Here is a 25,900-nt window from a genome sequence, read left to right as displayed (position 1 = left end):
ATACTTATGTCTATTGATATCAATGGGGAGTTTTCCAATAACGGTGCTTGCAGCAGAGGAAACTCTAGATAAAGCGGATAACGCATTTATGATGATAGCGACTGCTTTAGTTATTTTCATGATACTTCCAGGTATCGCATTATTCTATGGTGGGCTACTAAGAAGCAAAAATGTTCTTTCTTTAATGGCTCAAACCGCGGTTATTTTCGCTTTAGTGTCTGTTATTTGGATTGTTTATGGGTACAGCTTAGCTTTTAGTGAGGGAAATGATTTTATCGGTGGTTTTAGTCAGATTATGTTAAAAAATATCACTGTTGAAAGCTTATCTGGACCGATCCCTCAATTTATTCACGTTGTTTTTCAAGGGGCATTTGCATGCTTAACGGTTGCATTGGTGGTTGGTGCACTAGGGGAGCGAATTAAATTTTCTGCAATTTTAATTTTTACGATTATTTGGACGACATTTGCTTATTTACCAATGGCACACATGGTATGGGGCGGCGGTATTTTATCGCAAGATGGCGCACTAGATTTTGCTGGGGGTACGGTTGTTCATATTAATGCGGCTGTTGCCGGTTTAGTTGGTGCTTACTTACTTGGGCATCGTACTGGGTTAGGAAAAGAGGCTATTAAACCACATAACTTACCTATGGTGTTTATGGGAACATCCATACTATTCATTGGCTGGTTTGGTTTCAATGCAGGTTCGGCCGGAAGTGCTAATAGTATCGCTGCATTAGCGTTTGTGAACACTATCGCAGCTGCGGCTGGTGCTATTTTATCATGGACTTTAGCTGAGTGGCTTTTCAGGGAAAAACCTTCATTATTAGGTGCTTGCTCTGGTTGCTTAGCTGGGTTAGTTGGGGTTACGCCAGCGGCAGGAACGGTTGGGGTCGGTGGGGCATTAATTATAGGGGTATTGTCTGGGCTGGCGGGTTTATGGGGTGTTGTGATTTTAAAGCGTCGATTAAAAGTTGATGATGTTTGCGATGTTTTTGGGGTTCATGGTGTCTGCGGGATTTTAGGTTGTTTACTAACGGGGGTATTTACTTCAACGGCATTAGGCGGAAGTGGTTTTGCGGAGGGTATTACGATGATGAAACAAGTCGGAATTCAAGCTGTTAGCATACTAGTTTGTGTTGTTTGGACCGCAGTCGTTGCTTATATCGCATTTAAAGTGGCAGCGAAAACTTCAGGTTTACGCATTAATGTTGAAAAAGAAAGGGAAGGTTTAGATATTACTTCTCATGGTGAAAGTGCCTACAATTAATCTTAATGTAATGATAATTACAGGATAATACTGTGCTTTGTGTAAATTGATAATGGCAGCTTATTGCTGGCTGCCATTACCTTTTTAAACCGACTCATCTACCTTTCTAAGTAAGTAATCACTTACTCGAAACTCCGCTTTATTTATGGGGTTGCCTATGCCGAATTACACCTTCTTGGACTGCGGTTGCAACAAGATCACCTTGTAAATTATAGATTTGTCCTTTAACAAAACCCCTTCCACCAGATGCCGAGGGACTTTCTACGGCATACAGTAACCAATCATCAATTTTGAATGGACGATGGAACCACATTGAATGATCAATCGTTGCGACTTGTAGGTCTCGTTCCATAAAGCCTCTACCATGCGGTTGCAATGCGGCTGGAAGGAAATTGTAATCAGATGCATAACCTAACAAATAGTGATGCAGCGAAGGTAGATCGGGTAACTGTCCTTTCGCTTTAAACCAAATATAACGAAACGGCTCTTGAGGTGCGGAATCGAATGGGCTGTAAAACTCAACAGGACGAAATTCAAAGGGAGTTGGCCTAAGAGCATATTTTTTAACTGATTCTGGCAATTTATCAGCCAAACTTTGCACAATATCATCTTGAGAAATTAACGAAGTCGGTGGTGGTACATCCGGCATCAAGTTTTGATGATTATAACCTTCTTCTTGAGATTGAAATGATGCGGTCATAAAGAAGATAGGCTTGCCGTTTTGAATGGCGCTCACTCGACGTGCGCTAAAACTTCCGCCATCGCGTAAAATTTCAACGTCATAAACAATAGGACGTGAGCTATCGCCTGGACGTAAAAAATAACTATGAAAAGAATTAATCGCTCTTCAGGTATGGTTTGTTTCGCTGCATACATGGCTTGTCCAACAACTTGTCCGCCAAAAACTTGAGGCAAACCAAGGTCTTCACTTTGTCCCCGAAAAATACCTTCTTCAATTTTTTCGAGTTCGATTAGGCTAATTAAATTCTGTAATTCTGGGCTCATAGTCATCTTAGTTCTGTTATATGTGAATGAGATACTCGTATTTTCCCATTATTTATCCTGAATAGGTAGGTTAATTGTTATCGAATAAATTCAGGTTACGCATTGTTACATTTGGAAATATAAATGTATTATTCTACCAATATTAGCTATACTTTTTATTATTCACCAATCAGAAAATGATTTGTCTATTCCGATTATTTAAAAATGTTTTAGTAAACATTGTATTATAGGTAATAACTATGAGGTTTTTTCGCTACATTGTTAGCTTATTAGTACTTTTAATGTTGGTTAGTTGTGAAGGGAATAGCACAAAGCCCAACGAAAAAGCACTTAATGCTAAAAATAGTAATAATAATCAGACGGTAGATTCAGGGAAAATCGAGGGCCGTGTTGTCATTTTACAGAATACTGCTTTACCTGAAGGTGCGGTTGTTACAATTACTCTGGCGGATACAACGGTGGCGGACTTGCCAGCCCTAATATTATCTCAAAAATATTATAATTCAGTGAACAATCGCCCGACAATTCCCTTTGAGCTCACTTACCAAAAAAATGAAGTTAGGCAGGAAGGTACACTCGTTGTTAATGCAACCGTGAACGCTGATGGAAAATTATTATATATTAGTGATAGTGTTGTAGAGGTTATCAATAACGGCATCACAAAAAATGTTGAATTATTGATGGTATCTGCAAACTAGCGAATAAGCGATTTCTTAGTTGAGTCGCTATTTTCAAAGGTTCTTTGTGTAATAAATCGTCACTTAATCATGGGTTTCTTGCTATTTCAACGACTATCAAGCATAATGCCCCTGCTTTGAAAGAAGCAATCAATGGGGGCTCTGTTGGTTCTCCCGCAACACTAACTTGTTAACTTGGTCAGGTCTGGAAGGAAGCAGCCATAGCAGGGGTCGTGTGTGCCGGGATGTCGCTGGCAGGGCTCCCACCCAATTCTACGTACTCTTCTCTGCATATCAATCCATATATTCTAATTTGTTATGAATATAATCTTTAATTGTTCTTTTTTTATTTTTATAAATGTAAATTAAGTTCATTAACTTAAATAAATTCAAAAGTTAAAAAAAGAAAGGTTAAGAATACAACCTTAATTATTATGATAAGAAAAAAGTAGATTGAAATGAAAAGCAGTAAAGGTTTTTATTAGCATAATTATAATGCTAACAATAATTACATCGCGTCCAGCCGATAAGTGGGTTTACCGGCCATAATCATTCACTATCTGTGCGTGTTAATGAGGTATTATCTAACAAACTTCCAAACAGAAGCTGGGATTTTATCATAAAGCTTATTCATTGTGAGTTCAGCTAAGCGGTGATCTGCTGCGGAGTAGAATAGCTCTAGCTCATCATCAGATAATTCATACTTGTTTTTTTCAATGACACGCTCAAGAGTTTCAATTGTTGTGCATTTTCTTAAACGCATCAGATAATCAAATTTGGTCATAATACCCTTTCTTTTGTGCAAAATTACTTATTAATATATGGTTTTATAGTTTGAACTAAAGATAAATAATATCTTTAGGTTTTGCTGGTTAGACATTTTAGGTCATCATCCAGCACAGCGACAAGACTCTGGTTCATTGCTTCCCAGTCTATAACTTCACTGAGCGTGATGACCGGGCTACCGAATAAGTCATAGGTCTCATCGAGGTACTCTTCGATAAGTGATATAACAAGATTCTCTTTTGGATATTTGATTTTAAACCGCCATACAAATGCAGCGATATGTTCAATAAGCTCATTCAAGGCTGCGCTTTGAGGGGAGCTTAAGTCATTAATCCAGTGTGTATTTGTTTTTTGTAAGCTTAAAATAGCATCTCTATTGAGGCTATTACATAAGTATTTTAGCTCTGCTATATCATGTTTTTTGGGTGAGTATTCATCCATAATCACCTCCGTAGGCGAATCTGACTTTTGCTGTGTGTATTTTTTATCAATAATAATATCATGTTAACTAATTAAAGCACCTATGTTCAATATAAAAGTTGCTCATTAATATATTGAAAAATATAAGATTATTGCTAGTTCGTTAAACTTTTCGAAGATTATTAATATAATACATAAGCGATGTTCGAATACGGACTGGCAGCTCGGACTAAACTAGCCGCGATATAATAATAGCATTATTATCACATATGTCACCACCAATAAACTACTTTTTTCTAATTTATTAGTGGGTGGTTGAAGTTTGAGTTGTGTATGTTCTGCTTAAACTCAATTTCATGAAGCATTTATATTATAGTTTAACCATCAGTTATTTTAGTGCGGTGAATATGAAGTGTTTATACAAAAGATGTTATAAAAATTATTATCCCATTTAATTCATTCAAATAATTTATTTTTACTAATAACAGAATTAAAAAATAAAAAAGCTTCTGCCTGAAATAGACAAAAGCTTTTTTTGTTAAGCATAACTTAAAGGTAGAGGTTTAAGGTTACCCCGGGTTTCAGGTCGGCCATTTTAACACCGGAATTCCACGTCATTAGGTCATTGAGTTTTATGCCATGACGTTTCGCAATGCTATAGTAGGAATCGCCTTTCCTTACTTTATAAGTTTTTGCCTTACGATTGCTCACCGTAGACGCTGTATTTGAAACTTTTAATACTTGCCCAGGCTTGATAACGCTTGCGGTTTTTAACCCATTTAGCTTTTGAATATTCTTCGCGGTAGTATTGAATTTTTTTGCAATACTTGCGACGGACTCACCTTTGCGCACCTTATATGTGGCTATTTTAGCCCTATTTTGACGCGCACTCGAAATTGCGGTGGGTTGTACTGTTTTTATCTGCTGATTTTGTTGCGCAGCTAAACGGATCGTGTTTAAAACATCTTGGTCTGACAGTGATATTTTGAATTGTTCAGCTTTCGCGGTAGGTAACATAATATAATGAGGGCCATTTGGCGATGTTATGCCACGTGTATAGCCAGAATTATATGTTTTTACCGATTCAACTGTTAGCCCAGCCAGCTCTGCTGCTTGAGATAACGTGATTTGTTGGCCGACATCAATTTGAGTGAGTGCTCTATTTTTATTACTTGTCGGTAAATTAACTTGATACTTTTCAGGGTTTTTCAATACTTGGCTAAGCGCTAAGATTTTAGGTACGTACTGTTTAGTTTCTTTTGGTAAAGAGAGTGACCAAAAATCAGTAGGTAACCCGGCAGCTTCATTTTTCTTGATAGCATTTTGTACGCAACCTTCTCCACAGTTATAGGCCGCAAGAGTGAGCTCCCAATCATGGCCGAACATAACATTTAAGTTTTCGAGAAGGTCAAAGGCTGCTTTAGTTGAAGAAACCACATCTCTGCGTTCATCAACCCATTGTGTCTGTTTTAGGCCATATGAGCGTGCCGTGATAGGAACGATTTGCCATAGACCAGCAGCTTGTGCTGGGGAGGTCGCTTTAGGATTAAATGAGCTTTCAACAATAGGAATTAAAGCTAATTCCATAGGTAAATTTCGCTCATTAATTTCGTCTACGATGAGGTACATGTATGGCTCAGCTCTTAATGCCACATCGTAGACAAAACGTTGTTTATCTAAATAACTGTTTGCGAGTTCCCTAACTTGAGGTTTATCAGGGATATCCATTTTTAGTTCATCGCTAATATAGCCCCATAAGTCATAATCGGCTTTGGGTAATTGTCGACTGGCTGCTTGGTTATGTGGTGCAACAGTTTCAATTGTATGGTTAGTTGGAGTTTTGTTCTGCTTAATTTTTTTCGGGGCAGTTTGGCATCCGGCCAACAGAACAACGGCGATAAGCGTCGCGATTATCTTCATTCTTTTCTATTGTTCTTCATTTTGATGTTTAAAAGTCGAACAATAATACTTATCCCACCCCGATATGACAATCATTAAACTTTAATATTGGTCTTTTAATTGACGCAACAGGGTGAAAACAGCCCTTAAAGGTGGATTTTGTACGTTAATATTGAGTTTTTTCTGTAATTGAACGTTATCGCACTGCAGAAAGATATTAATTTTTTTCTCTGTTTTCAATGAAGTGGGTACTGTTGGTTGATGTTTGTCACGTATTTGCGTTATTTTTTGTAAATATTGAGTGATGGCTTCATTTTCAGGCCATACATGGTGTGCAAATTTAAGATTAGATAAAGTATATTCATGAGCACAGCAAATTAAGGTTTCATCAGGAAGCTCGGCAATTTTTTGGATAGATTCGAACATTTGCTCGGGGGTTCCTTCAAATATCCGTCCGCAACCCGCGGAGAATAGGGTGTCACCACAGAATAGATAAGGTGCTTGGTAAAAGCCGATATGCTCAGAGGTATGGCCTGATAATGAAATAACCTGTAGATTGAACTCGTTAATTATAACCTTATCACCGTTTTCGACTATTTCTGTTGCCCCTTTAGATTGGGTTTCTTGTGGGCCAAAAACCGGAAGTGTTGTAAATTTGCTTAAAATCCCTTTTACACCGCCAGTATGGTCATTATGGTGGTGAGTTAGCAGGATGGCGATAGGAGCTAGTTGCTTGGCTGTCATTATTTCAAGCACGGGCTCTGCCTCTGCTGGGTCAACGATGATACACTGTTGGTGGCTATCGACTAAAACCCAAATGTAGTTATCGTTTAAAGCGGGTACTCGAATTAACTCCATAATGACCTCGATACTTGCTAATAGTTAATAGGGGAATTTCATGAAGCCTGCGCGTATTGATAAAAAAATTCAAATGCCTGTTAGTTGGTCTGATATTCCTTTTGGGGAACAATACCGTCAAGCTATAGAAAATCAACTTAGCCCTTGGTGGCCGAAGATATTCGGCTTTCATTTGCTTAAGTTAGGCCATTTAAGTACGGAAATCCATACCGACGATTGCCTAATTTCCCATCAGTTTAATGTTGGCACTGGTGACCCTCGTTTTAATCTTGTCGCCAAGCCCGAAGCATTGCCATTAACCCAAAAATCTATAGATGCCTGCCTAATGACTCACTGCTTGGCCTATAGCCATGACCCTCATTGGCTTTTACGGGAAGTTGACCGGGTGCTAATTGATGATGGCTGGTTAATCATTTCAGGTTTTAACCCTTTTAGTCTTGTCGGAATGGCGAAACTCGTACCTGTTTTGCGTAAACGGCAGCCTTATTGTAGCCGTTTTTTTCCATCTGTCAGGGTATTTGATTGGCTAAGTTTATTAAACTATGAAGTTTTATATCATCGTAATTGCCAAGTAATCCCTTGGTTGAGCGCACAAAGGCGAGTGAATAAAAGCTGTGGGGGGATTGGTGCTCTAAGTGTGATTGTGGCGCGGAAACGGACTTGTCCATTAACTCCGACACCACTAAAATTCAAACAACCAAAGGTTAAGATTGGAACCGCGCTTGGCGCTGCGAAGGAGATCAGTAAATCAATGAAGATAAACGACCCTTCTTAATTTTGTGCGGGTTGGTAACCGGTATCTTCCTTGGTCGGTGCTGAAGCCGCAGCACGAGCCAGCTCATCACATTTTTCATTTTCAGGGTGACCGGCATGGCCTTTGACCCAGCGCCAATCAATAGTATGTCTTTGAATTGCTTCATCGAGGCGTTTCCATAAATCCACATTCACCACGGGTGATTTATCGGCTTTGCGCCATTGTTTGCGCTTCCAACTGTGGATCCACTGGGTGATCCCTTGGCGTACATATTGGCTATCTGTGGTTAAAATAATATCACAAGGCCGCTTTAGGGATTCAAGAGCGACAATGGCTGCAAGTAGTTCCATACGATTGTTTGTGGTCATAAAATAACCATCGCTTAAGGTTTTTTCGTGTTGTTGATAACGAAGAACCACCCCGTATCCTCCAGGGCCTGGATTGCCCAAACAGGAACCATCCGTGAAAATTTCTACCTGCTTTGTCATTTCTGGTACACTCTATATTATTCATTCACCTCTAGTTTGACACAAAAAAACATTATGAGCACGGTGATAACCAGACAAATTGTCCTTGATACTGAAACCACGGGTATGAATAAGCTTGGGGTTCATTATGAAGGCCACAACATTATTGAGATTGGTGCGGTTGAAGTTATTAACCGTCGTTTAACAGGGCGTAACTTTCACGTCTATATTAAGCCTGATCGCTTAGTTGACCCTGAAGCATTTGAAGTTCATGGGATCAGTGACGAATTTTTACAAGATAAACCCGTTTTTGCAGAAATTGCAGATGAATTCCTTGAATTTATTCGAGGAGCTGAACTTGTTATTCATAATGCTCCCTTTGATATCGGGTTTATGGATTATGAATTCCGTAAACTCAATAAAGGTATTCCGCCTACACAAGAGTTTTGCACTATCACTGATAGCCTAGTATTGGCTCGTAAACTTTTTCCAGGTAAACGGAATAACTTGGATGCGCTATGTGACCGTTATTTAATTGATAACGCTAAACGAACACTGCACGGGGCGTTACTTGATGCCGAGATCCTGTCAGATGTCTATTTGGCAATGACGGGTGGGCAAACTTCATTATCATTTTCGATGGATTCAGAATCTGCTAATAATGAGCAAGAGTATGAAATTCAAAGGATTGAGCGTCCTCAGAGTGGTCTTAGAGTCATTTTTGCTTCTGATGAGGAGCTCATTGCTCATGAAGCTCGGTTGGATATTGTTGATAAGAAGGGCGGAAAACCCTGTCTTTGGCGGCAATCTTCTGATGAAGCTGAAAATTTACATTAATAATTGAATTTATTATTAATGCATGCGAATGGATTTACATTATGAGCCCTTTTAAAGGCTAAAAACTGCTCAACTGCGCGATTTTACAAGAAAAAGTGTTGACGAGTTCTTCAAGTCTTCGTAATATGCATGGCGTTCCCAACAGGGAACATCAGGAGCGGTAGTTCAGTTGGTTAGAATACCTGCCTGTCACGCAGGGGGTCGCGGGTTCGAGTCCCGTCCGTTCCGCCAAATTATAACGCCACGCTAATAAATTAGCGTGGCGTTTTTTTTTAGCATGACAGTATTTAGCTGCATGAGAGTTCCTTTCTTTTTCGTATCACTTTTTTGTTGAATTTATAAACAATACATTTTTTGCTTCTAATGACTTCTTTGAGTTAATTTTTGATATAAGGAGATTTATAATTAATAGATTTATGAGAATAATTTATATTCTTTTTAATCACATTAACTATTTTTAGGTTCTATCACGATTTTATCGAAATTATAAGTTTGAATTCTGTATGACTGTATTAATAATAATTCGCATGAACTCTAACTAAGATAACAGATCTGAAATAATCTAACCAATCTTTACCTAATGCTTTAAGGTATATATGAAGGCTATCAATAGAAATAGCAGATTGGCCATTCTCATACCTTGATATTTGTTGTTGGCTTAAATTTAATAATTTTCCTAATTCTGTTCCTGTTAATGATTTTTCAATACGTGCGGATTTCAAGTATTTTGCGGTAGCCATAACAATATCTAGGTCATTACCTTTATTCAATTCTTTAGTATTGATATATTTCATTTTATACTCTCTCTATTAGGAACTTATTATTTTAAAGTTAGCTATTAAAGATGGCATTACTTTAAATTTTTTGATTTTCTCTATGAGTAATAGATTATATTTTTTAGTTACCAATGTGAAATTGTTTTAATGAATCAAAAATAGTTGATTTGATAGTTTTTGCCTATTGATATTAATGCTAATAATGAGTATAGACTATTAAATCAAAATATAGGTTTTTATAGTTCAATAAAAACAATGCATTACATCAATCTTATAAATTGACTTAAAAGTGAGAATATAATAAACAATAAATGAAAAAAATGGATTTATAGTCATCTAAAAATAATTATTTATATTTTTACATAAAATTACAAAAAAATATTTATAGATTAAGTTGAAAGAGTGATTTATTAGGGATTGATTTGGTACTTATCGGTAGGTAGCATATAAATTTAATTATAGGCAAAGCATAATTAAATCTGCTTAGTTGGATAAAAATGAAAAGGGCAACACGAGTAAGAGATACAATATTGATTATTACCTGAACTACTTTGTAAGTAGAACGCTATGTGTTAAATTTTATTTAATTTATCTTTCCTGTTACAGACAAAATATGGGCCAAATGAACTAGAGAAAAGGTACCAATCAGAAGTTATCTCATCAATTTCTACATATGCAATTGAATTTAGATTGAATACCTTGAAATATTTTTCAAATATATCATCAGGAACATTGTCATTTAAAGATTTTTTATCATAATTTATTGTTAATTTTAAATCCTTCACATACTTTCTTGATGATTGATTGAAATGAACAACTCGATTAACAGTATATGTCTTATCAGTTGTAATTGTTCCTAATAATTTAATATATCCACTGTTATCATTGTTTTTTACTAATTTCATATTTAGTGTATATGATGATTTGTTATTGGCTAATATGAAATTAGAGGAAATAGTTGCTTCACAATATTGTGTTTTACTTTTTTCTAAATTTAAGTAAAATAACAAGGAAACGATAATTAATGAAAAAAGTAGTATCAATGAATATAGTGTTTTATTAGTCATTTTTATCCTGCCAATTCACTCTTGTTGAAATGCAATCTTTGTTTTTTTTGCATTTTACTAATAAGCTATGTTTGTTTTTCCCTAAGTTTTGTATGTTGTTATAATAATAAAAAATATCAGAATCTTCACAGGTTAAGTTAAAATCAATTACTTGTTTGCTTATTGTGTCACTTATGTTTTTTTCATAATTATCTTTGAACCCATAAACAGGGCAATCTCCAATTGTGCTAATTTTGTATGATTGTATTGATGTATATGGAAATTTTACTGCATGAATTTGATTTATAAGGTAAATGATCACCAAAATTAAAAAAATACTAATTATCAATAATGTTTTTTTAACAATATGATTTTTATCACTAAGTAATAGTGATTTGTTAGATTTATTGCTTGAAGTGGGAGGGGGAGCTAGGCTTTTCTCTATTTTATTATTGAATTTGGTAATCGATTCTTCAATTTGAATTTCAGAAGAGATCACAAGGCCTTTTTTTGATATGCTTAGGATCGCATTTTCAACTAAAAGCTGTTGATGTAATACCTTTCTTAATGTACTAATGTATTGGTTAAGGGTGTTTATCGAAACTTTTAAGTCATATTTATTTAGTATTTTTTCTAGTATCTCTTCACGAGTGATAGTCGTTTTATTATTCTGAATTAGTATTATGAAAATATAATTCAACACGGGTGTTAATTTCATTACACTGAGTTCTGTTTCTACCCTAAATATTTCACCTAAGTCAGAGTTATATTTTATTATGTTGTTCAGTATATATATCATACATGACTCTTATTTAGTTATTAAAATATGTGCTTAGTTTGGTCACTTTTAGCTAACATGATAGTCATTGATTTTAAAGTAATTATATCAGTGTAATATACTACTCTCTTCTTGAGAAGAAAATATGAAAATAAATTTTTGTTTATAACGATTGGTTATATATGTAATGGCAAAAATTTCAGTGTATTGTATTAATGAAGCTGATATTTTTGTTTTGATGTCTCGCGCATAGATAAAATACAGTGTTAACCACTATTTTAAATCATAGAGACCTAAATTAATTTGCTATTTTTATTTTTTAATTTATTGATATAATTGAATTTTAGGTGCAATTGCCAATTGGGTAATATTTATCAAATATTACAATATATTTACGACTTTTCTTTTTAAGACGCTCATCTTTAGACTTTTGGCCGGGTAATAAGTAAAATACATAAGGCTCAGAATCATCATTAGCATCACAGCTTTCATGTAAGAGTACTCTAAAATAGGTATTACCCGTATTTTTTAGAGTGTTAGTACTTGGATTAAGCTCATATTTAAAATCTGGTTTTTGAGGTCTCACAACGAAATAGGTTTCTAGGCTAACCGTTGGGTAAAATAAAGGTCGCTTTTTTTGTTCATCATCATTACGCATATCAAGAGGGGTTTCGCTAATGATGATCTTATAATAGCGCTCGGTCTCATCGGCTTCTCCTCGATAAAAAATCTTAAAAAACTCTTGTTCCCCAGGTAATAAAATTTTCTTCAATGGAGTAAAAATAATCTCGCCATTATGGAGAGGTGCCCCATATTCTTGGTTACCTGGTTTATCAATTTTGTAGGCACTAAAACTATATAAATTAGTCTTATCTGTGTCGTTGATGTATGGCTTAGAAAAAAACTCTTGCCCTGACTCCATCGAAGAAATATCTGCATTGATATATAAAGCAATAGCATTATTGTAAAATACTGATAGCACAACTAATAATAGGATTTTAAGTAAATAAAATAGTTTCATATTAAAAAATCCAAACCAAAATTTAAGTGTATATGGGGTTCAATAAAAGGGGGACTTGAATTTTTACAAGTCGCCCTAAAAGTAGCCATTAGATATTATTGAATATCGGGCCCTGTCCAAATAGCTTTGACAGTTATTGTGCCACTTGCAGAAACGGTGCCTAGCCAATCAATACCATCCAATGTAAAAAATGATTCAGAGTCATTCATTGGAAATGATAAATCTAAGTTAGTTCGATAAAAAGACCCTAAATCCTCATTAGGCCTATCCCATGGTGTTTCAGACCATAATGCATTTTTTAATGAAATTTCATTATTATCACAACTTGCACGGTGTGATTCTTTAGTGCCATTTTCATTTTTAAATGAAAGATAAGCGGAAAAAGGAACATTAAGTTTATTATCGCTTGAGGTAAATAAACAGTATGACTGTCCTTTTAATGTTGTGTTTGGTCCTTCAACTTTTGCTGTAATAGAGTCCGCTTGCCTTGGCCCGCTAGTCGTGACGATATAATTAAATTCTATCGGTGGCTCATCATTGCCGACTTTTCCTGTTTTGGATTGGTTTGGGTTAAAATCTGCAGGAATAATACTAATTCCATAATCTCTCGGCTTAATTATTAAGAAATTTGAAGGTGTAAATTCGTAAAATCCAGATTGAGGAAGTGGTGATTGAAAACCAAAAGTATATACACTATCAGCAAGTGTGACTGTTGAATTAGGTGAAGCGTCAACAATTGATTTTAAATATTCATTTGAGAGAAAAACTTCAATATTTTGTGAACCATTATTAAAGATCTCTGACATGTTTGTTGTTGATGACCAATTTGTCCAGCGTGTGCTGTTACTCCCTTTATATTGAATAAGTGCAGCACGGGGATCTCTAGCTAAACCTAACTTTGCACTATCAATATACATACGTACTGTAAATGTACCGCCGATAGATTGTCCTTGGGTTTCTAATTCAACCAACTTACAAATAATTCCAGAAGTATTTCCAACAATCCCTGTCGAGCAAAAATTAGAACCGAGCCCAATAGTTGGATTGCCATTGCTATCCACAAAGACTTCTTGTAAGGCGCCCGTTCCTTTTAGAATAATATTGCCTTTTTTATTGGTTGGAATGTAATGTTGTTGTGTTGTTGTTCTTCCTCCACTCGTCATACAGGTCGAGTTACTTAAATCATAATCGTCGCGGCTTGTGCAGGTTCTTAAATCAAAAGTGTACTCTGTTCCCGGTGGGATTTCGGCTAACCAGCGATAAAAAGATTCAGAAAATATTGGTCTTGAATATCCAGACTCACCCGGTGTTCCTGTTTGTTGGATTTTATATGCACCATTATCTCGTAATTGCTGAGCTGACCAATAAGACGTTGCCGGGCAATTTCGGTTATTTGTCATGCAACGATTCCCGATAAAAGGTTGGCTTACGGGAGAATTTTCTAACCAGATATCACCTGTATTATAAGTTGAGCTAAAAGGTGTTCCTGTATATCCCATATAGCCTAAACTATATTGTCTATTGCGCTGGTATTTTGTGAATACATTTGAGCCCGAGAAGCGTGGGTCAACTCTATTGGCAACAATAAAGAATTCGTTATCAACTTGGTTTTCAACAATGACATACTCTTGTAATGGCGCTGTTGCAGAAAACGAATTCGGTATCAGAACCGAAAATGAAATAAAAAATGCTGTTATCGATAATAATCGCATATTAAATTAGCCTTAAAGTGATAATTAACGTTTAGCCAATGCTTCTTGAGGTTGACATGTCACCTCACCGACCCACAATGCACCACGTGCACCTTGAAGGTTTAAATCTGCTTCGCAAATTGTTTGCTGATCATCTTGTAATAAAGATATCACTGGATATCGGACGTCAACGTCCATGGAAAACTCACCATTTTGGTCCGTTTTTGTGCGACCAATATGATTTCGAATTGAGGCATATTTTATATATTCACCATTTGGTGATTTCAGACGACCAAATACCGTGACTAATTGTCTTACCTCAGGTTGATAAAGAGCAATGTTCCCTGGGTATAATGTGACGGATTTATTTCGCCCTGAAACAATATCAAAACTGTCTTTTGATTTTCCATCATTCATTAATTGAATGTCATAATCCGAATAAGGGGATAATGGAATAAAGGTATTCTTTCCGCTAATTGGGTAATTCTGCCCATTTACTTTTGCGACCATGCTGCCGCTACCTTTTATATCGGAATTGATAATGACGCCCGATTTGCCTTGTTGCCCACTTGGCATGATCATGCCGTTGCTATATGCCACAGAGCCACGAGAGGTTAAATTACCATTAAGCCTGTTATTATCAGGGCGATTAATAGTCACGGTACCTGAGTTATATTTAGTATCATAAGAAGCATAGCCTAATGTTGAAAAATTGGATTCACCATTATCTTTATCTCGGACTAATTTGGAGACAGAAACTCCTGCATTGGTAATCACTGAATTTTCAAAATTCTTATTCGCATAAATATTTGCTTTCACATTACCATTTGTTGAGGAAACACCCGTGCTCAACCATGTTGATAAAGGTAAGGAAAAATCGAGGTTAATATATTTCTCGTTGGTGCTATTTTGATTATCATAATGATAACGCTGTACACCCGCCCTTAACCCCACCGTTCCATAACGGCCAGAGAATAATGTATTCGCATATTCATAGTTAATTGAATCACTGCCAATACGACGATCTTTAGTATTACTAATAGTCAGTGACCCTGTTCTATCAACTATTTTGTCAAAATTAATGGTCCCGCCATAAGAATAACTGTCAGCATCATAAAGTGGTAAGTCACCGCTCACTACAGTTTTTTCTTTAGATGCCCACAAAGAACCGTAACCTTCAGGTATATTGACCGAAAGAGTCGCAATGTTCCGATAACTACCATGGTTTTCTAGCATCCCTTGCCAGTTAACTGAGATATAGTTATTTAAAGCCGCATTGATACTTGTTTCTTGTACAACAAATTTATCAAATCCATAATTTGACATTTGAAAACGCACGCCAGACAACACTGGGAAGTTATAAGCGAAAGAGGCTCCGATTAAATGGCTTTTACCAGGAGTTTGACTCGTTGAGCCTTCATCTCTTACATAATGACGCTTATCAAAGTCAATATAACCACCATAAACTTCCCAATTGAGTTTATCAAAACCGCCTGTTATCGCACCGAAGGATTTATTAATTGTTTGGTGCTGTGTTGTGACAATTTTGCCATCGATAACCGTCTCAATAGTGACGTCGTAAATGCCATAGGGCAGTATACTTGTATCAATTTCAAAATTACCCATGGGAAAATTTTGAATATTTAATAATTTACCTTGTCGATAAATACGTACTTCACCAGGACTATTTAAAAAAGCATAAATCGGCGTGAGTGATTGCTGCTTATTTGTCACCATACTTGAGGAGTTGTTCCCTATTGATGCCGCATAAATTTTACTGCTGCTAAGGGCAGTTAAGCTGGCAATAGATTGCAAATTCCACGTACTCATTAGCCCAAGAGCAAAACGGAATCCGTTGAAGTCACGCTCATACATTGCACGATACAATTCAACATTAGAATTAGATTTTCCAATGCTATATGCTGATGCATTTACATTAAAGTGATGTTCCGCAGCTGCGAATAATGTATCTAAATTGAAATAGCTACTGGATGTATCTTTTGAATCTTTAACACGGCTCTGAAATACCCCTAAATCATAGTTAGCTACTGCTGAAAATGAATTAACTGAAGAATTTCCTAGTACAGATTGCCGCGCATGTTCTTTTGGCGAAAAAGCAGCTTTATCAACATCTAATGATAAATTAAATGAAGAAATATTTAATTGAAGGGTTGCATTATTATCAATAACAATGCCATTACTTTCATTAAAAATGGCATCCTTTTTTTCTTCAAGTTTATCGATTAGTAAATTATTTAGTTTCGCACCGTGCTCATTTTCAATGAGATGAATACTTGATAATTTAATATTACCATGATCGACTACAATAACTGCATCTGCAATTTTGCTTTCGCTCTGATTGGTTACCGTATCATCATTTAGTCGTAAAAAAACAGGTACAGACATTCCTTCTTCCAATGCACTAACAAATGCAGGAGGAATAATATATCCACCGATCTTAACGCTTTTCATTTCATTGGCATTAATCGTATTCGAAAAAATAATACTTAATATTGATAAAGCAATAGAACTTTTACGCATAATTTAAGTCCATTCTTAATTATTTGACAACAATGAACTCTCCTTTGTGCCAAATACCTACGCTTGATTTTTTATTTGTGACATCGACAAATTGTAATTTGACGGCTAAATTTGGCATGAGGTAATAACGCTCGCGGCAAATACCATCCACTCCGTGTTTTTGTTTTTCTGCTAAACAAGGGCCTGAAGCCACTACACGGAAGGTGCTGTTCCCAGTATTCGAAACTTGAGAACTAGTGTATTTATAATTAAATTTTTCAATTCTTGGTGCGACTACGAGAATTGTACTAATTGTTGCTGATGTTGTTGCTGATGCCGATTTTGCACTTTGTGTAACACCACTCTCGCCAATAGGATCATCTTTCCAATTTAATCTATAGTAACGTTCTTTATTATCTTTTGGGCCTTGATAAATTATCTTAAATATATCTTTTGCATTCCCTGGGAGAATTAAGTTGGCGGGCGTTGATAATATTTCATTAGGGTCATTAACTGGAATTACTTTTCCAGTATCAAGTGGTGAATCTATTTTTTCTATCGTTAAATTTACCAATCTTGCGGTATCTACTGTATTTTCAATTTCTTTAGAGAAGGTGTCTTCATTCGATGATATTATTTCAGTAATGTTTCCCACGTTGACAGCAAAACTGTTTTTTAATGGTAACCATGATAATAAAATTAATGCTAATGTTATCTTTTTCATAATCGTAAATTTCAAAAATGAATGACGATAAAGATATTATTTCCCTATAGTATCTTTATCGTAATATTTAATTATCTAATAAGGAGATATTGAATTAAGGAGCTGGTGTGAAATCACCGTCCCAAGTTGCAGTAAATTGAACTTTCACATCACCATCCCATGTACCATCAGTCAGTGCTTTAAAGTCAGTCGCTGCACCATCAGCTTCAGCGCCAGCAATAACAAAGGTGAATTCACCGCGATCTGCTGCACGCTCAGAGCCATTATAGATACCATCAGCCGCTAAATTGTCTAAACCAGAAGTTAAACCGGTTGATGTATCAATTAATACTAAATCATTATTTTTAGTCAGATCTTCGCCATTCCATTTAACCCCAACAGTTAATTTAGAATCGTCAGTTGTTCTTGCTAATGTATTAGCAATAATTTTTGATGCTAATTTAAAATCTGTTGCACCAGCTTGGCCTTGAATAGCGATATCAAATGCTCCATTTTGTTGGTTAAAGCTTTTTTGGCCTTCGGCATAATTAAAAGTTAAACTTCTTAATGGAGTCACAACTAACATACTTGTCGTGTCTTTAATTGCAGTCGCTTGCCATGTTGCTGTTGCTTGAGCGGTGCGTGTATCTGCATTTGCAGCTGTAGCAAAAGAAGCTGCGATAATTGTTGATAACAATACAGAAGCCATTTTTTTATTTAACATACTAATCTCTCTTTTTATATTGATAGAAAACAATAGTAAAATTAGTTATTTAATTTTTACATATTGATATGGTTTTATTGAATTTAAAATGAAATATTTAAATATCTTTCATGCTGTTTATTAATATTTGGATTGTTTTTTTACTTAAAATTATATCGTTTCTTTTATTTTCTTCAGAGAAACAATCAATATAGTAAATCATTTCAATCCATCTTTTATCTAAAACGGTTAAGATTTCATTTAATTGGTCTAGCGATAATGAACTGCTACCAGTTTCATAGCGAGATACCTGTTGTTGGCTAATGTTAATTAATTCTGCCAACTGTTTTCCTGTCATGTTTTTTTCTTTGCGTGATTTTCGTAAATAATTTCCTACATGACTACTAATTATATTAGCTTTCATTTTTTCAGCCTCTAATATTAATAGATCTATTTATATGATATTCGTTAACTCACTCGCTTGCTTAATTGAGTGTTATAATAAATACATTAAAAAAAGAGTAAATGGCTGGATTTCTATTAAAAAGTTATTATTAATAGGTTTTTTCTATTGATATTGTTTTTTTTGGCATTATCTAATTGAAAAATACACTCCCACCAGTTTAATTGGTTAAAAATACACTTAATAGTGTTGAAATCAGGGGATTTAATAAAAAAATACACTAAATAAGTGTAAAATTATTATAATTGTTAACAAATGTATATTTAATTAAGAAGCATAAAGAATCCACATTGAAAGTTACAATTTATTACAATTAAAAGGGGGGATAATTTAGAATAAAGGCGGGATACTAATTATATTAGTAAAATTATAATTTTTGATGTGTTTTTAGCCCTATTATTTATTAATAACTCAACTAACTAGTTTAATGTGTATGATGTTAAAATTCCGCTTCGTTAACTAGATATATGATATAACATCAATGTTTAGTAGATTGATACTATAGTATCAACTTTTTCATATCTTGACCCTATTGTGATACATGGGGTTTAGGTCTAAGATTTCGCCTTACAGGCCAATTTATTTTCTATAACCTCATCAGGTTTTTACCAGTGAAAATAGAATCAGCGATAGGTTACTACGCTCTCTAGTGTCCCTTATTTTAATTTCAGCAATATCGATTATGATGTCTTTATCTGTGGATGCAGCGTGCTATAGAAATAATAATGGGTAAGGCTTTCTCCTTGTAATTAGGTCACTAAATGCATATAGGTTTTGCAGTGCCTAATACTATACACGTTTGTTCTAAAAGCAATTCTTCAGTTAGGGATTCACTAATTATTACTTAATAAGTTAGATATACGGATCCACCTAACCGCTAATTAAGATTGCACTGTTGTCTTTTGAAAGTCACTTTCATTCAAAACTATACATATAAGAACTGTGAACTGTATAGGAATTTCTGTTGTAAAAACGTTGGTTGTTAGAAGTGCACGCACTATCTATTTCTGATCATTAGAAGTGGTGGGTATTTCAGCATAAACAAAAATACTCGGGTATATTGAGTTTTTTTGCCTAAAACTTTGCCAATTATCACTAATGTGGCAGCTAAATGTGCTAGATACATAAATCATCTTGATCCCAGACACCGAACTCAGGTTTAATAAGGTTAGTCACTTGCGCAAAAATGTAAGCCTTAAGGGATATTTTGCGCAATAGAATGGATTCAGCTTTGCGGCAGTTCAATTTATTTGCGATCTGCTGCCATGAACATAGCAAATATTGCGGTATAGGTAGAATTGGGTTACTTTCAATCGCTCTATTCGTGAAATGCTCAGTTTGTTGGCGATGTGTTGTAGTTCCTTAGGGAAAGGAGCATATGGCGATACATCGGTAAATTGACATTTTCATGTTACAGCGAAATTAAAGTAGCACTATCTGTATTGCGTTGAAAAAATTGGTTTAAGTACGTTTTTATCCTACCTGGAGTATACTGATGACGACTCGTAAAACCCTTGCTAATGCTATCCGCTTTCTAAGTATGGATGCGGTTCAAAAAGCAAAATCAGGGCATCCTGGCGCGCCAATGGGCATGGCTGATATTGCTGAAGTACTGTGGCGTGACCATATGAATCATAACCCAGCAAACCCACACTGGGCAGATCGTGACCGTTTTGTTCTATCAAATGGCCATGGTTCTATGTTGATCTATAGCTTGCTGCATCTTGCAGGTTATGACTTACCTATCGAAGAGTTAAAAAACTTCCGCCAACTACACTCTAAAACACCAGGCCACCCAGAATATGGTTATACTCCAGGCGTTGAAACAACAACCGGTCCTTTAGGTCAAGGTATTGCAAACGCAGTGGGCTTTGCGGTTGCAGAACGCACATTAGCAGCGCAATTCAACCGTCCTGGTCATGATGTTGTAGACCACCACACTTATGTGTTCATGGGTGATGGTTGTATGATGGAAGGTATCTCGCATGAAGCGTGTTCTTTAGCGGGTACACTGAAATTAAATAAACTGATCGCATTCTATGATGACAACGGCATCTCTATTGATGGTGAAGTTGAAGGTTGGTTTACTGACGACACAGCAGCACGCTTTGAGTCTTATGGCTGGCATGTTATTCGTGATATCGACGGCCATGATGCATCACAGATCAACGCAGCAATCAATGAAGCGAAGAAACAAGCTGATAAACCAACACTGATTATGTGTAAAACGATCATTGGTTTTGGTTCACCAAATAAAGCCGGTTCTGAATCTGTTCATGGTGCACCTTTAGGTGATGCTGAAATTGCAGCAACTCGTGAAGCTCTAGGTTGGAACTACGGTCCATTTGAAATTCCTAAAGATATCTACGAAGCTTGGGATGCTCGCACCGCAGGTAAAGAAAAAGAAAGCGCATGGGATAAAAAATTCGCCGCTTATGCAGCACAATTCCCTGAATTAGCTGCGGAGTTTACTCGTCGTATGAATGGTGAATTACCGGCTAGTTTTGACGCAGATGCGAAACAATTCGTTGAAAACTTGCAGCAAAACCCAGCGAATATTGCCAGCCGTAAAGCATCACAAAATGCATTAGAAGCGTTCGGTAAAGTTTTACCTGAATTTATGGGCGGTTCTGCAGACTTGGCGCCAAGTAACTTAACTATGTGGTCAGGCTCCAAAGCACTGAATGTTGACCCAGCGGGTAACTACATTCACTACGGTGTTCGCGAATTTGGTATGTCAGCTATCATGAACGGTATCGCGTTACATGGTGGTTTCATTCCTTACGGCGCGACATTCCTGATGTTCGTTGAATACGCACGTAATGCGGTTCGTATGGCTGCACTGATGAAAGTGCGTAGCATCTTTGTTTATACCCACGATTCTATTGGTCTGGGTGAAGATGGCCCGACTCACCAACCAGTTGAGCAACTGGCGAGCCTGCGTGTGACACCAAATCTCAGCACATGGCGTCCTTGTGACCAAGTTGAATCTGCGGTGGCATGGAAATATGCTATTGAACGTAAAGATGGCCCAAGCGCTTTAATCTTCTCTCGTCAGAATTTAGAGCAACAACCTCGTACTGCTGAGCAATTAGCCAATATCGAGAAAGGGGCTTATGTCCTGAAAGATTGTGCAGGTACGCCTGAATTAATCTTTATTGCGACAGGTTCTGAAGTGGAGCTGGCAGTTAAAGCAGCTGACCAACTGACAGCGGAAGGCCGTAAAGTTCGCGTTGTATCAATGCCTTCTACTGATGCATTCGATAAACAAGATGCGGCATACCGTGAAGCAGTATTACCTGCCAATGTGACAGCGCGTGTTGCTATCGAAGCAGGTATTGCAGATTACTGGTTCAAGTACACTGGCTTAAACGGTGCCATCATCGGTATGCATACCTTTGGTGAATCTGCACCAGCGGAAGAACTGTATAAAGAGTTCGGCATCACTGCAGAAAAAGCAGTTGAAGCTGCGAAATCTCTTCTGAAATAAGTGATTGCATTTTGGGGTATCCATGTGCGGATGCCCCTCGTAATCATGTTTTGCTGAACAACGCCTAATGATAAGTTAGGCGTTGTTTTTTTGTGCACCGATTAACGATTTTCTATTGCGTTCTGTAAATATATCCCTTACTCTAACCTTAGATAAGCTGAACCGTTTCAGTTGTATGCTACTGAATGAAAATATTTTTTAAAAATGTCGGTTGAAGCACACTTTTGATGTTTGACAGCTAAAATGAGCAGTAGAGTTGGTGTGAGTCAGTTATCCTTAGCAACCGTGTGATTTTGCTCAGATACAAGGTGTAGAATGGCAATCAGGGTAGCAATAAACGGCTTTGGCCGCATTGGTCGAAGTGTTTTAAGAGCGTTGTATGAATCAGGCCGTCGGGCAGAGATTGTCGTGGTGGCGATTAATGAACTGGCTGAACCTGAAGGTATTGCGCATTTGCTGAAGTATGATTCCAGTCATGGGCGTTTTGCTTGGGATGTGCGGCTTAACGGTACACTTTTGCAAGTTGGTGATGACAATATTCGCTTGTTTCATCAGCCGGCTATTCATGAATTACCTTGGAAAGAGTTAGGCATTGATGTTGTGTTGGATTGCAGTGGGGCCTACGGCTCAAGGGATGACGGTTTACAACATTTAGCCGCAGGTGCTAAAAAAGTGCTATTTTCTCATCCCGGAACCGATGACCTTGATGCGACGATTGTTTATGGGGTTAACCATGAGACTTTAACCGCTCAAGACAAAATTGTTTCCAATGCCTCTTGTACCACCAATTGTATTATTCCAATTATTAAATTACTTGATGAGGCATTTTCGATTGAGTCGGGAACGGTGACGACGATCCATGCGTCAATGAATGACCAGCCTGTTATCGATGCTTATCATAAAGATTTACGCAGAACTCGCGCGGCGAGTCAGTCTATCATTCCTGTTGATACCAAGTTAGCAGCAGGAATTACGCGAATTTTTCCGAAATTTAAAGACCATTTTGAAGCTATTTCTGTTCGTGTACCGACGACGAATGTGACAGCAATTGATTTGAGTGTTACCGTACATGACGATGTCTGTGTTGAAAAAGTCAATCAGCTACTGCGAGGCGCTGCACAAGGGTATTTTCGTGGTATAGTGGACTACACAGAATTACCGCTGGTCTCGATGGATTTCAATCATGATCCACACAGTGCTATTATTGATGGTACACAAACGCGAGTTAGTGGTAAGCATTTAATTAAAACCCTAGTTTGGTGTGATAACGAATGGGGGTTTGCTAACCGGATGCTAGATACAACATTAGCAATGGCAGCGACAGGTTTAAACTAATTGGCGACTGACAGACAGCAGGGCATGATAACATTATTGCTTTGCACAGCCGCTGATGGAAACTTTATAGAGAATCAACGAGAGGATTCACCATGTCTGTAATTAAGATGACCGATTTAGACTTAGCGGGTAAACGCGTATTCATCCGTTCTGACTTAAACGTTCCTGTAAAAGATGGCAAAGTTACTTCTGATGCACGTATCCGTGCTTCATTACCAACAATTGAAGCTGCTCTGAAACAAGGCGCTAAAGTCATGGTCACTTCTCACCTTGGTCGTCCGACCGAAGGCGAGTACAACGAAGAGTTTTCACTGCAACCTGTTGTTGACTATCTGGCCGACAAAATGGATTACCCAGTTCGTTTAGTGAAAGACTACTTGAATGGTGTTGAAATCAACGCTGGCGAGTTAGTTGTGCTAGAAAACGTTCGCTTTAATAAAGGCGAGAAAAAAGACGACGAAACGCTGTCAAAACAATATGCGGCATTATGTGATGTTTACGTCATGGACGCATTTGGTACGGCTCATCGTGCGCAGGCATCTACACATGGTGTTGCTAAATTCTCTCCAGTGGCTTGTGCTGGCCCACTACTGAGTGGTGAGTTAGAAGCATTAGGTAAAGCATTAGATAACCCAGCTCGCCCAATGGTTGCGATTGTTGGTGGTTCTAAAGTGTCAACTAAACTGACTGTATTAGATTCTCTATCTAAAATTGCAGACCAGTTAATTGTTGGTGGCGGTATTGCGAATACCTTTATCGCAGCGGAAGGCAACAATGTTGGTCGCTCATTATATGAAGCAGACTTAATCCCTGAAGCGAAAAAATTACTGGCAAACTGCCAAATTCCAGTACCGACTGATGTTCGCGTTGCAACTGAGTTCTCCGAAACTGCACCTGCAACTCTGAAAGCAAGTACTGAAATTAAAGACGACGAACAAATTCTGGATTTAGGTGACGAATCTGCACAGCGTTTGGCTGAGATCCTGAAAAATGCCAAAACCATTCTTTGGAATGGCCCAGTAGGCGTGTTTGAGTTCCCTAACTTCCGTAAAGGTACTGAGATCGTTGCAAAAGCAATCGCAGACAGCGACGCATTCTCTATTGCTGGTGGTGGTGACACACTAGCAGCTATCGATTTATTCGATATTGCTGACAAAATTTCATATATCTCTACTGGTGGCGGTGCTTTCCTTGAGTTCGTTGAAGGCAAAAAGCTCCCTGCCGTTGTGATGCTAGAAGAACGTGCTAAAGCGTAATTAATTGTTCATACACAACAGGCAGCGTAGGCTGCCTGTTTACCACAGGACCTTTTCACATGTCTAAAATTTTTGATTTTGTTAAACCGGGTGTTCTTACTGGTGATGATGTACAGAAAGTTTTCGCAGTTGCTAAAGAAAATAACTTTGCATTGCCAGCAGTGAACTGTGTTGGTACGGATTCAATTAACGCCGTACTTGAAACGGCTGCTAAAGTGCGTGCGCCAGTTATTGTGCAGTTTTCTAATGGCGGAGCTGCATTTATCGCAGGTAAAGGCCTGAAAGCTGAAGGCCAACAAGCGGCAATTTTAGGTGCTATCTCTGGTGCCCATCATGTACACCAAATGGCTGAGCACTACGGTGTTCCTGTTATTCTGCATACCGACCACTGTGCGAAGAAATTACTGCCATGGATCGACGGTCTGTTAGATGCGGGTGAAAAGCACTACGCGAAAACAGGTAAACCACTGTTCTCTTCTCACATGATTGACCTGTCTGAAGAATCACTGGAAGAAAACATCGAAATCTGTGCTAAATATTTAGCGCGTATGGCTAAAATCGATATGACACTCGAAATCGAATTAGGCTGTACCGGTGGCGAAGAAGACGGTGTTGATAACACGGGTATGGACAGCTCTGAGCTGTACACTCAACCAGAAGACGTTGCATACGCATACGAAAAACTGAATGCAGTAAGCCCTCGTTTCACTATCGCGGCTTCTTTCGGTAACGTTCACGGTGTTTATAAACCAGGTAACGTCCAGCTAACGCCAAAAATTCTGCGTAATTCACAAGACTACGTTTCAGAAAAATATAACCTGCCACACAACAGCTTAGACTTCGTATTCCACGGTGGTTCTGGCTCAAGTGCTGCTGAAATCAAAGAAGCAGTGAGCTACGGTGTTATCAAAATGAACATCGATACTGATACCCAGTGGGCAACTTGGGATGGTATTTTACAGTACTACAAAAAGAACGAAGGCTATCTGCAAGGTCAGTTAGGTAACCCAGAAGGTGCGGATAAACCTAACAAAAAATACTATGACCCACGTGTATGGCTGCGTAAAGCACAAGAGTCAATGGTTGTTCGTTTAGAGCAAGCATTTAAAGAACTGAACTGTGTTGATGTACTGTAATTAACATTC

22 protein-coding genes, 1 tRNA gene, 1 other RNA gene and 1 pseudogene are annotated in these 25,900 nt (G+C 37.3%); 10 read left to right on the top strand and 15 right to left on the bottom strand.

Going from position 1 to position 25,900, the window contains the following annotated elements; genetic code table 11:
• Positions 1 to 22: 22 nt before the first annotated feature.
• Entirely contained in the window at positions 23 to 1,270 is a 1,248-nt protein-coding gene (gene amtB, locus PR800_RS10290; RefSeq protein ID WP_210848912.1) for an ammonium transporter AmtB, read from the top strand.
• Between the two features lie 139 nt (positions 1,271 to 1,409).
• Here amtB and tesB read toward each other — a convergent pair.
• Positions 1,410 to 2,275 (bottom strand): annotated as a pseudogene (gene tesB, locus PR800_RS10285) (acyl-CoA thioesterase II).
• 239 nt (positions 2,276 to 2,514) lie between these two features.
• Between tesB and PR800_RS10280 the strand changes: the two are divergent.
• Both PR800_RS10280 and ffs read left to right on the top strand, forming a co-directional pair.
• Complete coding sequence (locus PR800_RS10280) at positions 2,515 to 2,973, top strand: YbaY family lipoprotein (protein ID WP_210848899.1); 459 nt, start codon at positions 2,515 to 2,517, stop codon at positions 2,971 to 2,973.
• A 142-nt stretch (positions 2,974 to 3,115) separates the two neighbouring features.
• An RNA gene (gene ffs, locus PR800_RS10275) (signal recognition particle sRNA small type) lies at positions 3,116 to 3,212 on the top strand.
• Between the two features lie 320 nt (positions 3,213 to 3,532).
• On the opposite strand, the gene PR800_RS10270 is transcribed toward ffs, so the two are convergent.
• The 4 genes from PR800_RS10270 to gloB all read right to left on the bottom strand — a co-directional run bounded on the left by PR800_RS10270 (position 3,533) and on the right by gloB (position 6,915).
• On the bottom strand, positions 3,533 to 3,736 hold the full coding sequence (locus PR800_RS10270) for an HHA domain-containing protein (protein ID WP_102139052.1): 204 nt from the start codon (positions 3,734 to 3,736) through the stop codon (positions 3,533 to 3,535).
• Positions 3,737 to 3,810: 74 nt separating this feature from the next.
• Positions 3,811 to 4,179 carry an Hha toxicity modulator TomB gene (gene tomB, locus PR800_RS10265; RefSeq protein WP_102139053.1) on the bottom strand — a complete coding sequence of 123 codons (369 nt, stop codon included), beginning with the start codon at positions 4,177 to 4,179 and terminating at the stop codon, positions 3,811 to 3,813.
• 528 nt (positions 4,180 to 4,707) lie between these two features.
• On the bottom strand, positions 4,708 to 6,078 hold the full coding sequence (gene mltD / locus PR800_RS10260) for a murein transglycosylase D (RefSeq protein ID WP_102139054.1): 1,371 nt from the start codon (positions 6,076 to 6,078) through the stop codon (positions 4,708 to 4,710).
• Between the two features lie 81 nt (positions 6,079 to 6,159).
• A complete protein-coding gene (gloB, locus tag PR800_RS10255; protein ID WP_210848898.1) occupies positions 6,160 to 6,915 on the bottom strand; it encodes a hydroxyacylglutathione hydrolase in 756 nt (251 codons plus the stop codon).
• A gap of 40 nt (positions 6,916 to 6,955) precedes the next feature.
• On the opposite strand from gloB, the gene PR800_RS10250 reads away from it, so the two are divergent.
• The gene (locus tag PR800_RS10250; RefSeq protein WP_102139056.1) at positions 6,956 to 7,690 is read left to right on the top strand and encodes a class I SAM-dependent methyltransferase; all 735 of its coding nucleotides are present in this window, start codon (positions 6,956 to 6,958) and stop codon (positions 7,688 to 7,690) included.
• Here the strand turns inward: PR800_RS10250 and rnhA are convergent.
• Positions 7,687 to 8,157, bottom strand: a complete 471-nt coding sequence (rnhA, locus tag PR800_RS10245) for a ribonuclease HI (protein WP_102139057.1) — start codon at positions 8,155 to 8,157, stop codon at positions 7,687 to 7,689. The two genes, PR800_RS10250 and rnhA, sit on opposite strands and share 4 nt — an antisense overlap.
• Positions 8,158 to 8,211: 54 nt before the next feature.
• Here rnhA and dnaQ point away from each other — a divergent pair, with 54 nt between their 5' ends.
• The gene (gene dnaQ / locus PR800_RS10240; protein ID WP_102139069.1) at positions 8,212 to 8,973 is read left to right on the top strand and encodes a DNA polymerase III subunit epsilon; all 762 of its coding nucleotides are present in this window, start codon (positions 8,212 to 8,214) and stop codon (positions 8,971 to 8,973) included.
• A gap of 154 nt (positions 8,974 to 9,127) precedes the next feature.
• Positions 9,128 to 9,204: transfer RNA gene (locus PR800_RS10235), tRNA-Asp, on the top strand.
• A 281-nt stretch (positions 9,205 to 9,485) separates the two neighbouring features.
• Here the strand turns inward: PR800_RS10235 and PR800_RS10230 are convergent.
• The 9 genes from PR800_RS10230 to PR800_RS10190 form a co-directional block, all read right to left on the bottom strand.
• Positions 9,486 to 9,767 carry a helix-turn-helix domain-containing protein gene (locus PR800_RS10230; RefSeq protein WP_181490049.1) on the bottom strand — a complete coding sequence of 94 codons (282 nt, stop codon included), beginning with the start codon at positions 9,765 to 9,767 and terminating at the stop codon, positions 9,486 to 9,488.
• 554 nt (positions 9,768 to 10,321) lie between these two features.
• A complete protein-coding gene (locus tag PR800_RS10225; RefSeq protein WP_210844147.1) occupies positions 10,322 to 10,816 on the bottom strand; it encodes a FidL-like protein in 495 nt (164 codons plus the stop codon).
• Positions 10,809 to 11,594 (bottom strand): winged helix-turn-helix domain-containing protein, encoded by a 786-nt coding sequence (locus PR800_RS10220; protein ID WP_272530750.1) that lies wholly within the window; start codon positions 11,592 to 11,594, stop codon positions 10,809 to 10,811. Before PR800_RS10220 ends, PR800_RS10225 begins: the two co-directional genes overlap by 8 nt.
• A 322-nt stretch (positions 11,595 to 11,916) precedes the next feature.
• Entirely contained in the window at positions 11,917 to 12,594 is a 678-nt protein-coding gene (locus PR800_RS10215) for a fimbrial protein (RefSeq protein ID WP_272530748.1), read from the bottom strand.
• Positions 12,595 to 12,689: 95 nt separating this feature from the next.
• Positions 12,690 to 14,306, bottom strand: coding sequence for a fimbrial protein (locus tag PR800_RS10210; protein ID WP_102139061.1), 1,617 nt, complete (start codon positions 14,304 to 14,306; stop codon positions 12,690 to 12,692).
• Positions 14,307 to 14,330: 24 nt separating this feature from the next.
• Positions 14,331 to 16,826 (bottom strand): CS1-pili formation C-terminal domain-containing protein, encoded by a 2,496-nt coding sequence (locus PR800_RS10205; protein WP_210848926.1) that lies wholly within the window; start codon positions 16,824 to 16,826, stop codon positions 14,331 to 14,333.
• Between the two features lie 19 nt (positions 16,827 to 16,845).
• Complete coding sequence (locus PR800_RS10200; RefSeq protein WP_166266739.1) at positions 16,846 to 17,529, bottom strand: hypothetical protein; 684 nt, start codon at positions 17,527 to 17,529, stop codon at positions 16,846 to 16,848.
• Positions 17,530 to 17,623: 94 nt separating this feature from the next.
• On the bottom strand, positions 17,624 to 18,232 hold the full coding sequence (gene ecpA / locus PR800_RS10195; RefSeq protein WP_004905392.1) for a common pilus major fimbrillin subunit EcpA: 609 nt from the start codon (positions 18,230 to 18,232) through the stop codon (positions 17,624 to 17,626).
• Positions 18,233 to 18,329: 97 nt separating this feature from the next.
• Positions 18,330 to 18,635 carry a helix-turn-helix domain-containing protein gene (locus PR800_RS10190; RefSeq protein WP_102139064.1) on the bottom strand — a complete coding sequence of 102 codons (306 nt, stop codon included), beginning with the start codon at positions 18,633 to 18,635 and terminating at the stop codon, positions 18,330 to 18,332.
• A 1,534-nt stretch (positions 18,636 to 20,169) separates the two neighbouring features.
• On the opposite strand from PR800_RS10190, the gene tkt reads away from it, so the two are divergent.
• The 4 genes from tkt to fbaA all read left to right on the top strand — a co-directional run bounded on the left by tkt (position 20,170) and on the right by fbaA (position 25,891).
• The gene (tkt, locus tag PR800_RS10185) at positions 20,170 to 22,164 is read left to right on the top strand and encodes a transketolase (RefSeq protein WP_102139065.1); all 1,995 of its coding nucleotides are present in this window, start codon (positions 20,170 to 20,172) and stop codon (positions 22,162 to 22,164) included.
• Positions 22,165 to 22,479: 315 nt separating this feature from the next.
• Positions 22,480 to 23,499, top strand: coding sequence for an erythrose-4-phosphate dehydrogenase (gene epd / locus PR800_RS10180; RefSeq protein ID WP_102139531.1), 1,020 nt, complete (start codon positions 22,480 to 22,482; stop codon positions 23,497 to 23,499).
• 92 nt (positions 23,500 to 23,591) lie between these two features.
• Positions 23,592 to 24,755, top strand: a complete 1,164-nt coding sequence (pgk, locus tag PR800_RS10175) for a phosphoglycerate kinase (RefSeq protein ID WP_102139530.1) — start codon at positions 23,592 to 23,594, stop codon at positions 24,753 to 24,755.
• 59 nt (positions 24,756 to 24,814) lie between these two features.
• Positions 24,815 to 25,891 carry a class II fructose-bisphosphate aldolase gene (fbaA, locus tag PR800_RS10170; protein ID WP_102139529.1) on the top strand — a complete coding sequence of 359 codons (1,077 nt, stop codon included), beginning with the start codon at positions 24,815 to 24,817 and terminating at the stop codon, positions 25,889 to 25,891.
• Positions 25,892 to 25,900: the final 9 nt, after the last annotated feature.

It is taken from the genome of Providencia sp. PROV205 (genome assembly GCF_028479505.1).
In the GTDB taxonomy this organism is placed as follows: domain Bacteria; phylum Pseudomonadota; class Gammaproteobacteria; order Enterobacterales; family Enterobacteriaceae; genus Providencia; species Providencia huaxiensis.
This window is presented reverse-complemented; position numbering and strand designations above follow the sequence as displayed.

Coding starts and splice junctions, on each gene's coding strand:
- ecpA (WP_004905392.1), bottom strand. CDS start 18,232: ATGTTAAATAAAAAAATGGCTTCTGTATTGTTATCAACAATTATCGCA.
- PR800_RS10250 (WP_102139056.1), top strand. CDS start 6,956: ATGAAGCCTGCGCGTATTGATAAAAAAATTCAAATGCCTGTTAGTTGG.
- PR800_RS10205 (WP_210848926.1), bottom strand. CDS start 16,826: ATGCGTAAAAGTTCTATTGCTTTATCAATATTAAGTATTATTTTTTCG.
- PR800_RS10270 (WP_102139052.1), bottom strand. CDS start 3,736: ATGACCAAATTTGATTATCTGATGCGTTTAAGAAAATGCACAACAATT.
- PR800_RS10215 (WP_272530748.1), bottom strand. CDS start 12,594: ATGAAACTATTTTATTTACTTAAAATCCTATTATTAGTTGTGCTATCA.
- dnaQ (WP_102139069.1), top strand. CDS start 8,212: ATGAGCACGGTGATAACCAGACAAATTGTCCTTGATACTGAAACCACG.
- pgk (WP_102139530.1), top strand. CDS start 23,592: ATGTCTGTAATTAAGATGACCGATTTAGACTTAGCGGGTAAACGCGTA.
- PR800_RS10225 (WP_210844147.1), bottom strand. CDS start 10,816: ATGACTAATAAAACACTATATTCATTGATACTACTTTTTTCATTAATT.
- PR800_RS10190 (WP_102139064.1), bottom strand. CDS start 18,635: ATGAAAGCTAATATAATTAGTAGTCATGTAGGAAATTATTTACGAAAA.
- PR800_RS10200 (WP_166266739.1), bottom strand. CDS start 17,529: ATGAAAAAGATAACATTAGCATTAATTTTATTATCATGGTTACCATTA.
- PR800_RS10230 (WP_181490049.1), bottom strand. CDS start 9,767: ATGAAATATATCAATACTAAAGAATTGAATAAAGGTAATGACCTAGAT.
- mltD (WP_102139054.1), bottom strand. CDS start 6,078: ATGAAGATAATCGCGACGCTTATCGCCGTTGTTCTGTTGGCCGGATGC.
- epd (WP_102139531.1), top strand. CDS start 22,480: ATGGCAATCAGGGTAGCAATAAACGGCTTTGGCCGCATTGGTCGAAGT.
- tomB (WP_102139053.1), bottom strand. CDS start 4,179: ATGGATGAATACTCACCCAAAAAACATGATATAGCAGAGCTAAAATAC.
- PR800_RS10220 (WP_272530750.1), bottom strand. CDS start 11,594: ATGATATATATACTGAACAACATAATAAAATATAACTCTGACTTAGGT.
- PR800_RS10280 (WP_210848899.1), top strand. CDS start 2,515: ATGAGGTTTTTTCGCTACATTGTTAGCTTATTAGTACTTTTAATGTTG.
- PR800_RS10210 (WP_102139061.1), bottom strand. CDS start 14,306: ATGCGATTATTATCGATAACAGCATTTTTTATTTCATTTTCGGTTCTG.
- gloB (WP_210848898.1), bottom strand. CDS start 6,915: ATGGAGTTAATTCGAGTACCCGCTTTAAACGATAACTACATTTGGGTT.
- tkt (WP_102139065.1), top strand. CDS start 20,170: ATGACGACTCGTAAAACCCTTGCTAATGCTATCCGCTTTCTAAGTATG.
- amtB (WP_210848912.1), top strand. CDS start 23: ATGGGGAGTTTTCCAATAACGGTGCTTGCAGCAGAGGAAACTCTAGAT.
- fbaA (WP_102139529.1), top strand. CDS start 24,815: ATGTCTAAAATTTTTGATTTTGTTAAACCGGGTGTTCTTACTGGTGAT.
- rnhA (WP_102139057.1), bottom strand. CDS start 8,157: ATGACAAAGCAGGTAGAAATTTTCACGGATGGTTCCTGTTTGGGCAAT.